This window comes from Clostridium caldaquaticum (assembly GCF_023806125.1).
Classification (GTDB): domain Bacteria; phylum Bacillota; class Clostridia; order Clostridiales; family Clostridiaceae; genus Clostridium_AT; species Clostridium_AT caldaquaticum.
The window spans coordinates 218,433-230,310 of the sequence record NZ_JAMSKT010000002.1 but is presented as its reverse complement, the minus strand read 5'-3'; the positions used below and the strand labels follow the sequence as shown (position 1 = coordinate 230,310).

Annotated in this window: 8 protein-coding genes and 1 riboswitch; of the genes, 2 read left to right on the top strand and 6 right to left on the bottom strand. The window is 33.2% G+C overall.

Annotated elements, in window-relative coordinates; genetic code table 11:
• Positions 1-612: 612 nt before the first annotated feature.
• A riboswitch (glycine riboswitch) is annotated at positions 613-699 on the top strand.
• A 140-nt stretch (positions 700-839) separates the two neighbouring features.
• A complete protein-coding gene (locus tag M2651_RS02380) occupies positions 840-2,213 on the top strand; it encodes an alanine/glycine:cation symporter family protein (protein ID WP_252130727.1) in 1,374 nt (457 codons plus the stop codon).
• A 176-nt stretch (positions 2,214-2,389) separates the two neighbouring features.
• Entirely contained in the window at positions 2,390-3,355 is a 966-nt protein-coding gene (locus tag M2651_RS02375) for an L-lactate dehydrogenase (protein WP_350338277.1), read from the top strand.
• Positions 3,356-3,414: 59 nt separating this feature from the next.
• Here M2651_RS02375 and M2651_RS02370 read toward each other — a convergent pair whose 3' ends face one another.
• From M2651_RS02370 to nadA, 6 genes are all read right to left on the bottom strand, one after another.
• Positions 3,415-4,263, bottom strand: coding sequence for an undecaprenyl-diphosphate phosphatase (locus M2651_RS02370; protein ID WP_252130725.1), 849 nt, complete (start codon positions 4,261-4,263; stop codon positions 3,415-3,417).
• 172 nt (positions 4,264-4,435) lie between these two features.
• Entirely contained in the window at positions 4,436-4,972 is a 537-nt protein-coding gene (locus M2651_RS14395; RefSeq protein ID WP_350338276.1) for a phenylpyruvate tautomerase MIF-related protein, read from the bottom strand.
• A gap of 101 nt (positions 4,973-5,073) precedes the next feature.
• Positions 5,074-8,502: a pyruvate carboxylase gene (locus tag M2651_RS02355; RefSeq protein ID WP_252130724.1), complete on the bottom strand. Its 3,429-nt coding sequence runs from the start codon at positions 8,500-8,502 to the stop codon at positions 5,074-5,076.
• 280 nt (positions 8,503-8,782) lie between these two features.
• A complete protein-coding gene (gene nadC / locus M2651_RS02350; protein ID WP_252130734.1) occupies positions 8,783-9,619 on the bottom strand; it encodes a carboxylating nicotinate-nucleotide diphosphorylase in 837 nt (278 codons plus the stop codon).
• A complete protein-coding gene (locus M2651_RS02345; RefSeq protein WP_252130723.1) occupies positions 9,597-10,901 on the bottom strand; it encodes an L-aspartate oxidase in 1,305 nt (434 codons plus the stop codon). The genes nadC and M2651_RS02345 overlap by 23 nt, the downstream gene beginning before the upstream one ends.
• Before the next feature lie 4 nt (positions 10,902-10,905).
• On the bottom strand, positions 10,906-11,811 hold the full coding sequence (gene nadA / locus M2651_RS02340; RefSeq protein WP_252130733.1) for a quinolinate synthase NadA: 906 nt from the start codon (positions 11,809-11,811) through the stop codon (positions 10,906-10,908).
• Between the last annotated feature and the right edge of the window lie 67 nt (positions 11,812-11,878).

Sequence of the window (11,878 nt, the reverse complement as noted above, 5' to 3'; positions counted from 1 at the left end):
TAATTTTCAAAGACCAATTATTTTTGCTGTCATCTGACAGCTTTTATAGTTTATCAGCTTTAAATTACTTTGTCAACAACATTTTTACTGGTAATTTTTAACCTTAAAGCAAGTTATTAAACAAAGTAATTTCATAAGTTTTTGTCGTTTTATGTCAGCGACGAATAATATAATATCACGTACTACAAAATACAATTTATATTTAATGCTCGTTTAATCGAATTATATATTATTTAAACACATTTTTCTCAGTATTATTCAAAATCTCTGATGTTGATACACCTGGAGTAGTATATGTCAGAAATTTATAAATAAAATACTTTTCTCCTACATACTAAACAATTTATTACGTTATTATTGTCAACATTATTTATTTTGTACAGCTAAAAATTTCTTATTCCATATTATTATCTTAAATTGTCTTAATAAAAATACAAAAATTTAAAAATGCAATATATTTTTTTACATATTGCAATATGCTGAATTATATATTAAAATATAGCTTATAAAAATTCATAGTTCAGATGAAGATAGTGGGAGAGTGATGACTATTGTCATCCACCGAAGAAGTCAATCTTTCAGGTACCTATTAAATTAGAGATGACCGCTATTGGATGAGCCTCTGGAGAGACTCTTATTGAGCACCGAAGGAGAAAGCCGCAAGGCGAAACTCTCAGGTAAAAGGACAGGGGATAGATAACATGTCTTAGGTAAGTCATACATTTTTCGTATTTGACTCTCAAGTCATATCTTTTCCCATTTATGTCCCAATATTACTTAATATTTATTAAAGAAGTGGCACAATAAAATGTGTACTTCAAATCAGATGGAGGGATAAAATGGATCAACTAACAAAAATACTCAATCAAATCGACTCTTTAGTATGGGGGGCTCCGCTTTTAATACTACTTATCGGAACAGGAATTTACCTCACCATACGCCTGCAATTACTTCAATTATTTAAATTACCTCTTGCCTTAAAATTTCTTTTTTCTAAGGATGAAAATGACGACAGCGGAGAAGGCGACGTAACAAGTTTTGCTGCATTATGTACTGCATTGGCAGCTACTATAGGTACAGGAAACATCGTCGGAGTTGCTACTGCAATTAAAACCGGTGGTCCTGGAGCTCTTTTCTGGATGTGGATGGCTGCTTTCTTTGGTATGGCAACTAAATATGCTGAAGGTTTGCTGGCAGTAAAATATAGAGTGATAGATAAAAATGGACAAATGTCCGGCGGACCTATGTATTATATCGAAAGAGGTTTAGGCATTAAATGGCTTGCTAAGTTATTTGCTTTCTTCGGAATATGTGTAGCCTGCCTTGGAATTGGAACTTTTGCACAGATTAATTCTATAACACAAGCTACCCAAACAGCTTATAATGTACCTATAGCCGTTACCTCAACTATAATAACGATTCTTGTGGCACTTGTAACTTTAAAAGGTATAAAAAGCATTTCAAAGGTAGCAGAGCTTATAGTTCCTTTCATGGCTGTCTTTTATATATTAGGATCAGTAATAATTTTAGTCCTTAATGCTTCGGCACTTCCGCATGCAATAGCCTTAGTTATAAAAAGTGCATTTACCCCTGCCGCAGCAGCTGGTGGATTTTTAGGTGCTACTGTAAAACAAGCTATACAAAATGGTGTAGCTAGAGGTGTTTTCTCAAATGAATCAGGCCTAGGAAGTGCTCCAATAGCTGCAGCTGCAGCTAAAACAAAATCCTGTGTGCGTCAAGGTTTAATATCTATGACAGGTACCTTTATTGATACTATTATTGTTTGTACTATGACCGGCTTAGTATTAATATCCACAGGATCCTGGAACTTAAACTATGAAGGTGCTGCTTTAACAAATTATGCCTTCTCAACAGGATTGCCTGTAGCTTCCTTAGGCAAATTTATTGTAACAGTTGGTCTTATTTTCTTTGCTTTTACTACTATAATAGGCTGGAATTATTACGGAGAACGCTGTACTGAATACTTATTTGGAGTTAAAGGAATAAAAGTATATAAATATATATTTATAGCATTAGTAGCTATAGGAGCTTATTTAAAACTTGATTTAGTATGGATATTGGCAGATATTGTAAACGCACTTATGGCAATCCCAAATTTGATTGCCCTAATAGGTTTACGAGCAGTAATAATATCGGAAACTAAAAATTACTTTAAAAAGTATAATTATAATAAAGGAAGCATAGGTGCTTAATCATACCCCAGGGAAAAATTCATAAAAAAACCCTGGGGTATCACTTTAATACATTTTCAAATAATTAAAAGTGTAAAATTAGTGACAGTAATTAAGTTTACAAAACTGAAAATATCTGTTTACTATTTATAATTTTTACTTATAATAATAAGACGAAGCATAACAGTTAGGAGGCGATTGAAATAAAACCTATAAGAAACAAAGTAGTTGTCATTGGTGCAGGAATGGTAGGAAGTGCAGTTTTAAATTCCCTATTAACTTTAGATTTAATTGCAGAAATTGCTGTAATTGATATGAATATGAATCGTGCAAAAGGAGAAGCGCTTGATGCTTTTCATACTACCTCCTTTGCCTATAGTCCTAATGTGGGTGTAAGAACCGGGAATTATGAGGATTGTGCAGATGCACAGTTAATCATTATGACTGCAGGCCCTAGTATTAAGCCTGGTGAAACTTTAGACCGCTTAAGACTGGCAGACATAAATGTCAAAGTTATGAAAGATGTAATGAAAGAAATTACAAAGTACACAAAAGATGCAATTATAATTATTGTAACAAATCCAGTAGACATAGTTACCTATTTAGCCCAAAATCATTTTGATTATCCTAAGGAAAAGATTATCGGCACAGGTACACTTCTTGACACCGCTCGTTTAAGAAGAATACTTGCTCTTAAATACATGGTAGATACTAAGAATGTTCATGGATACATATTAGGCGAGCATGGCGGCTCAGCTTTTGCAGCCTGGAGCTTGGTTAATATAGCAGGTATTCCAGCTGAAAAATTTGATAAACTTCTTGGAAGCACTGAACCTTTAGATAAAGAATCAGTTCTCCATGAAGCAAAAGATGCAGGACTTGAAATAGTAAGGCTGAAAGGCTATACAAGCTCAGGAATTGCCATGAGCGTCAGCAGATTAGTAAAAGCAATCCTGCTTAACGAATTAAGCATTGTTCCTGTATCCACTACTCTTGAAGGCGAATACGGAATATCAAAGGTTGCACTTAGCATACCTTGCATCATATCAAATGAAGGTATTAAAAAAAGATTGGAAGTTCCTTTATCTCAGGAAGAAGTTGGTCAATTGAAGCAAAGTGCAGATAATTTAGGTCGTGTTTTAGATGAATTAGGTATAAGATAAATAATAAAAAGCGGTGGCATAAAAGCCTGCCGCTTTATCTTACATAACTTTCCTTTATTTTAATAAAACACTCCTAAAAATCCTGCTAAAAGCACAACAACTGCAAATATCATTCTATATACTGCAAATATTTTCATTGGTTTTCTCTTTAAATATGATATAAAACTATTGATTACTATTAAAGCTACTCCAAAAGAAACTAAAAAACCTACTGCAAGGGAAATTAGCTCTGTAGATGTCAAAGCAGCTAATCCTCCTATTTTTAATAACTTTAAAAAACTCATTCCTACCATAACAGGTATTGCAAGAAAGAAGGAAAATTCTGCAGAAGCAACAGTAGAAAGACCAGCTACCCATCCACCAATAATTGTTGATGCTGAACGTGACATTCCTGGAATTATAGCAAGGCATTGAAACAATCCAATTACGAGTGCTTGTCTTGCAGTAACCTTTAAATCATTTCCATAATACTTATTATTTCTAAATTTTTTTTCAGCATATACCATCCATATACCGCCTAAAAACAAAGTTATAGCTACAGATACAGGTGTAAATAAATATTGTTCTGCTAAATCATCAAAAAGAACACCTAAAATTCCACCAGGTATACAAGCAATAAAAATCATAAACCAAAATCTAAAACCAGATCTTTCATAACCAACCTTTTGAGGAAAGAAGTTTGCAATAGTTTCTTTAATCTTATTGAAGTAAAGAATAAGCACTGCCAATATAGCACCAAGCTGTATTACATATGTATACATCTCAACATAATTTTGTGTACTGCTCTTAAAACCCATTAAATTTTGAAAAATAACTAAATGACCTGTGGAAGATACAGGCAGGAATTCTGTTATTCCTTCAATAATTCCTAGTATAATTGATTTTAGTACTAAAGATATACTTTCCATATTATTTTACATCCTTTCTTATTATCTGCAAACAAAGCAAATGAAAATATAACTAGCTTTATATATTTGCATAATTTATTGTACCACCTCTGCTTAATTCTTACAATTATATTTTATTACAACCATAAATACATTAAAAAAGAGCCTGTAAATTTGTAGGCTCTTAAATATTTTAAAAAAGCTCTCCGTTCCAGCCCCAGTCTAAAACTTCACTGAAGGTTATAAAAATGTTGTGTTTTGGAATATTAAGTTTAGTTTCATAAAGGCTGCATAATAAATTTGTAACCTTATTTTTGTATTCTCTTTCAGTGGTTCCAGCTATCTTTACCTCTATAAAAGCTGCCTTTTCCATCTCCTTGCCTCTAAAATATATAGTCTTATCATCATCAAAGCTTATCATAAGCCATTCTTCAGATTTACCTGGTATTTCAGATACAATCTTTCCCATCTGAGTTTTTAAAGTTTCCTTATCTTCTTCAGATAATTTTAAGGTTAATCTTGAATTTATGTATGGCATATAAATCTTCCTTTCTATATCATTTTCTGCATCTTTTACTGCTATTATTTCTTCTACTATTACTCTTAGATGCTTAGGCAGCTTTTCTAGTCCTGCAGCTTTATTACAATACTTGTATAATATTTCTAACATAAAGCTTCCACTTCTTATAATGTTATATTCATTATATAGTTTCTTTGGATTTTCTGGAATACTGCTAATATTATTTTAACATTGATGCACAACTGGAGCAATATAGAAAATCCTCCGAAAATTCGGAGGATTTTCTATATTTATATTACTTTTTAATAAAATTATTTTAGAACTAATAGAAGTTCACCTGTTTTAACTCTCTGTCCTTCCTTTACTTTTATAGACTCTATAACTGCTGAAGAAGGTGCAGTTATTTGTGTTTCCATCTTCATAGCCTCTATAACCATAAGCGGCTGACCTTCAGCAACCTTTTCTCCATTTGAAACAAGCACCTTCAGTACTGTTCCTGGAATGCTTGCTCCTATCTCCAAAGGATTTTCAGGGTCTGCCATTAAAGTTGTAACAATATTGTTACTAGCAGTGCTATTTTTATCTTTAATCTTAATTTCCGTACGGTTGCCGTTGACCTCAAATTCTAGCAGCTTGTTGCCTTCATTATCAAGCTTACCAATTTTTAAAAGCTTTATCATGAAAACTTTACCATCTGCTATCTCTGCCTCACAGGTTTCTCCCTCATAAAGACCGTGGAAAAATACATCACTGCCTATTCTGCTCAAATCTCCGTACTCTTTAAGGTGTTTTAAGTAACTTTCAAACACATCTGGATACAATGCGTAACTTAGTACATCTCTATTATCAGGTGTAAAACCATAGGTCTCACTTAAATACTTTTCAATCTTTCCAAAATCTTCATCGGGCAGCAGTTCTCCAGGTCTGCAGGTAATCGGCTTCTCTCCCTTTAAAACTAAATCCTGAAGCTTTTTAGGAAATCCACCCATAGGCTGTCCCATCATACCTTTAAAGTAAGAAACTACTGAATCAGGGAAGGACATGTTAGCAGCCTTTTCATATATGTTTTCAGGGGTAAGTTCATTTTGCACCATAAAGATTGCAAAATCTCCTACCATTTTGGAAGATGGTGTTACCTTTACTATATCTCCCACCATTTCATTTACAACCTTATAAGCTTCCTTTATTTCATCAAACTTATGAGCCAGACCAAAGCTTGCCACCTGAGGCTTTAAATTTGAATATTGTCCACCTGGTATTTCATATCTGTATATTTCTGCAGAACCAGATTTTAACCCTGATTCATATTTATCATAAACTGGTCTTACCGCATCCCAATAATCTGAAATCTTTTGTATACCTGATAAATGTATACCTGTATCTCTATCAGTATTTCTTAAGGCAGCTACTACTGAATTTAATGCAGGCTGACTTGTAAGACCTGACATGCTGTTGAAGGCTGTATCTACTATGTCAACTCCAGCTTCAGCAGCCATTAATACAGTAGCAACACCATTTCCTGTAGTATCGTGGGTGTGAAGATGTATTGGTATGCCTATTTCCTCTTTTAAAGCTTTTATTAATTTAAAGGCAGCATGAGGCTTAAGCAAGGCAGACATATCCTTAATGCCAAGAATATGTGCTCCTGTTTTTTCTATCTCTTTTGCTAATTTTACATAATAGTCTAGATTATACTTATCCTTTTTATTATCCAAAATATCACCAGTATAACAAATGCAAGCCTCTGCAATCTTCCCACTATTTAAAACTTCTTCTATAGAAATTTCCATTCCCTTCAGCCAGTTCAGCGAGTCAAAGATTCTAAACACATCAATGCCTCTCTGTGCAGATTCTTTAATAAAGCTTCGTATTACATTATCTGGGTAATTTTTATAACCTACCGCATTAGCACCACGAATAAGCATCTGGAATAGTACATTAGGTATTTTTTTTCTAAGCAGTTCAAGCCTTGTCCATGGGGACTCTTTAAGAAATCTATAGGCTACATCAAAGGTAGCTCCGCCCCACATTTCAAGTGAAAATAAATCTTTACCATAAACCGAGGTTGCCTCAGCTATCTTAAGCATATCCCTTGTCCTTACCCTTGTTGCCATTAAGGACTGATGTGCATCTCTCATAGTTGTGTCTGTTAATAGCAGCTTATTCTGCTCCTTTATCCATTTTACCAGACCCTCAGCACCATATTTATCAAGAATATTTTTCGTACCCTCTAAATTTTCAGGCACTTCAACCTTTGGCACTACCGGAACATCATAAAGCTTCTTTACACCGTTAGTTTCATTTACTACCTTTTCTCCTATAAATCTTAATATTCTGCTCTCCTCATCAGTTTGATGCTGAATATTTAAAAGTTCTGGATTTTCCTCTATAAAGCCTGTATGACATTCACCCTTTGCAAAGGTTGGGTGATTTAATACATTTACTAAAAAATCTATGTTAGTTTTAACACCCGTAACTGTTGTTTCTTTAATAGAACGGATGGATTTTTTTATACAATCTTCAAAGGTTCTGCTCCAGGCTATATTTTTAACTAAAAGGCTGTCATAGTACGGGCTTATTATTGCTCCTGCATAACCATTACCACCATCTAGTCTCACCCCGAAGCCTGAACCAGTTCTATAGGTTTCTATCTTACCTGTATCCGGAGCAAAATTATTTGATGGATCTTCCGTTGTTATTCTGCATTGGATAGAATAACCTCTTGGCTTTATATCCTCCTGAGAATATATACCCACCTCAGGAGAATTTAAAGGATACCCCTGTGCAATGAGAATCTGGCTTCTCACAATATCTATACCAGTTGTCATTTCAGTTACCGTATGTTCCACCTGTATTCTTGGATTCATTTCTATAAAATAATGATTACCGTACATGTCAACTAAAAACTCTAAAGTTCCAGCACTTAAATAATTAACGGACTTTGCAATTTTTAATGCATCGCTGCATATTTCATTTCTCTTTGCCTCTGAAAGTGAGAAAGCTGGAGTAAATTCTACAACCTTCTGGTGTCTTCTTTGTATAGAACAGTCTCTTTCATATAGATGAACAATATTTCCATACTTATCTCCTAACACCTGAACCTCTATATGTTTTGGTTTTTCAATATACTTTTCAATAAAAATAAGGTCTATACCAAAAGCTTTCTTAGCCTCATTTTTAGCACTTCTGAAAGCAGAATTAAGCTCCTCTTCATTTCTTACAATTCTCATCCCTCTTCCGCCACCGCCAGCTGCTGCTTTAAGCATTATTGGATATCCGCACTGAGACGCCAGTACCTTTGCCTCCTCTATAGTTTCAACACCTTTTTCAAAGCCTGGAATTATGGGTACGCCTACACTTTTTGCAACAATTTTAGACTTAATTTTATCCCCGAGCTTATCCATCATCTGTGCTGTAGGTCCAATAAATTCAATGCCAGCTTGTATACATTTTTTTACAAATTCAGGATTTTCAGAAAGAAAACCATATCCTGGATGAATTGCATCCACACCCTTTTTTTTCGCCAGCTGTATAATCTCGTCAATGTTTAAATAAGCTTCAACAGGCCCCCTGTTTTCCCCAATCAAGTAAGCCTCATCTGCCTTTGTTCTGAATAAGGAATACTTATCCTCATTAGAATAAATAGCCACTGTTCTGATACCAAGTTCCTGGCATGCTCTGAAAACTCTTATAGCAATTTCACCTCTGTTAGCCACAAGAACTCTTTTGAAATTTTTCATGTTAGCCCCCCTATTTTTATATTACAATAACGTTATTATATTAGTTTTAAACCAATAAAAACGCTATAATATATACTATATAATATATTATTCATATTGTATAGTATATATTTTGAATATTCACACATAAATAAGAGCAATATTTAAGCTATAAGTTCACTTTACTGTACCTTTCAGAACAAAAATGGTTGCTGGCATCTACTTTCAAATATTGTAACAACACAATTAAAAAGCTAAGTAATAGTTTATATAAAATAAATATTATAAATGGATTTTAAAATTAAAGATTTCTTAAATTTTTCATGCTTAAATCTAAAATTCCTGCTGAATGAGTAATAGCACCTGTAGAAATATAATCAACTCCTATCTTAGCAATGCTTTCAATAGTTTGTAAATTTACATTTCCAGAAACCTCAATAACGGCTCTTTTACCAACAATCTCTACAGCCTTTTTGATAGATTCAAAATCCATATTGTCAAGCATAATTATATCTGCCCCTGCCTCAATAGCCTCTTTGACCATATCAAGATTTTCAACTTCTACTTCAATTCTTCTTACAAAGGATGCATTATCTCTTACTGCCTGTATTGCTTTTTTTACTCCTCCTGCAGCACTTATATGATTATCCTTTAACAAAACTCCATCTGATAGATTGAATCTATGATTACAACCTCCACCAACCTTAACAGAATACTTTTCAAAAATTCTCATATTTGGTGTTGTTTTTCTAGTATCTAAAAGTTTTGTGCTTGTACCATTGAGTTTACACGTAAACTTTCTTGTTATTGTAGCTATGCCGCTCATTCTTTGCAGAAAATTCAATGCTGTTCTTTCACCCATAAGTATATTCCTTGTATTACCCTTAATTGAAGCTACTAAATCACCTGGTTTTACTTCATCTCCATCTTTTTTATAAAATTCAACATCAACCTTTCCAAGCAAACAAAAAACCCTCTCAAACACCTTAAGCCCTGCAATTATTCCTTCCTCCTTTGCAATCAGGTCTACTATAGAATTGGAGCTTTCATCTATAACTGAATTTGTAGTTATATCTTCATTTGGTATATCTTCTTTTAAAGCATCTATTAAATACTTATCTATAATTAAATAATTCATCATTTAATTTGCTTGACCTCCTTTTAAATTCCTCAATAACAAGCTTTCTTGTTTGTTTCTTTAGAATATCAACATCATGGTAAATCCTTTTAGTAAATACTTTTACAAACTCTGTCTTATCAATTTTTTTATTTATTGATTGTGCAGCACGTTTTGAAAATACCAGACCTTCAAGCAGCGAATTGCTAGCCAATCTATTAGCACCATGTACTCCAGTGCAGCTTGTTTCTCCTACTGCGTATAAATCTTCCATTGAAGTTCTTGATTTCAAATCAACTTCTATACCACCCATAAAATAATGCTGAGCAGGTGATACAGGTATTGGCTCTCTTGTTATATCTATTCCTCTTGACAGACATTCTTTAAAAATTGATGGGAACCTATTTTTTATATAGTCTGCATTAAGAAAAGAAATATCCAAAAAAACATATGGTAATCCAGACTTACTAATCTCTTTATAAATAGCTTCAGCTACTACATCTCTTGGAAGGAGTTCATTTACAAATCTCTCACCCTTTAAGTTAAGAAGCTTCCCCCCTTCACCTCTTACAGCTTCAGATATTAAAAACCTTCTATTTTCTATATTAGAATCATACAACGCTGTAGGGTGAAATTGAATATATTGAAGATCTTTTAGTTTAATATTGTTTTTTAATGCAATTGCAATACCGTCTCCAGTTAAATGTCTTTGATTAGTTGAATTATTAAATATGCCTCCAATGCCTCCAGTAGCTAAAACAACAACCTTTGAATGAAGATTTAACTGCTTGTTGTCCTTAATCAGAATACCTCCAGCACATTTCCCTTTGCATTTTAATATATCAATTAAATAAGTATCCTCATAAAAAGTTATATTTTTTCTCTTTTTAACCTGTTTAATAAAAGTATCAGCTAAAACTTTACCTGTCATATCCTTACTGTGAACAATTCTGTTTATGCTGTGAGCTCCTTCACGTGTAAAGAGAAGATTACCATTAACCTTATCCAAATTCACCCCAAGTTCTATAATACTTAAAATATTATCAATAGACTCCTCCGCCATTACGCTAACAGATTCTTTTTTATTTTTATATCTGCCAGCCCTTAAAGTATCTTCTATAAATGGTATAATGTCTTTTTCATCTCTGGCTGTAGAAATACCTCCCTGAGCAAGGTACGTATTTGTTTCAGTTATCTTAGTCTTAGAAACAATCACAATATTTAAATCTTCTCTAAGATTCAATGCACAATATAAACCAGCTACTCCTGATCCTACAATTAATACATCTGCATTAATCTCCATATAATCACCTTGCCAACTTGTGCATGTTCATTAGAGCCGTATAAGCTTTTATTCTTATATCTTCATCAATAATAATTTCATTTTTCATATCTACAAGACATTCATACACATCCTGAAGAGTAGTTTTCTTCATATTAAAACAAGTCATTGAAGTACCTGGAACATAAAAATTCTTATGAGGATTTCTTTTTTTCATTTGATGAATAACACCTTGTTCTGTAACAACAATATATTCAGTTTTTATACACTCATCAGCATATTTTATTATATCTCCAGTACTTCCTATAAAATCTGCCATAGCTCTGATTTCAGCTTCGCATTCAGGATGTACCAGAACCTTCACATCTCTTTTTATATCCTTTATATATAAAATATTTTCCTTTTTAACCTTTCTATGTGTTATACAAAAACCATCCCAGAGATAAAATTTTTTGTTTGGAAATTGTTCTGCTATATACTCACCAAGATTCTTATCTGGCAGGAATATAATTTCATCATTAGGTATATTTGAAATGATTTTCATAGCACTGGAAGAAGTTACACAAACATCAGTTAAAGCCTTTACCTCTGTAGTTGAATTTATATAAGTTACAACTAATGCATTTGGATGCTCCTGTTTCATTTTAAGAACTTCTTGAGCTTCAGCCATTTCTGCCATTGGACAGCCTGCATCCATAACAGGCAGCAGTACAATTTTCTCAGGTGATAAAATTTTTGCACTTTCAGCCATGAATTTTACCCCGCAAAAAACAACTACCTTTTCCTTACACTCCTGTGCAACCCTGCTAAGATTATAGGAATCACCAACTGCGTCAGCAATATCTTGAATCTCAGGTCTTTGATAATAGTGAGCTAAGATTATAGCATTTTTCTCCTGTTTTAACTTTAATATTTCATTAATTAAATCCATCTTCACTATTACACCCCTTTCATTATACTGTTAACAAGTGTATATACACCTGTTAACAGTATAACAT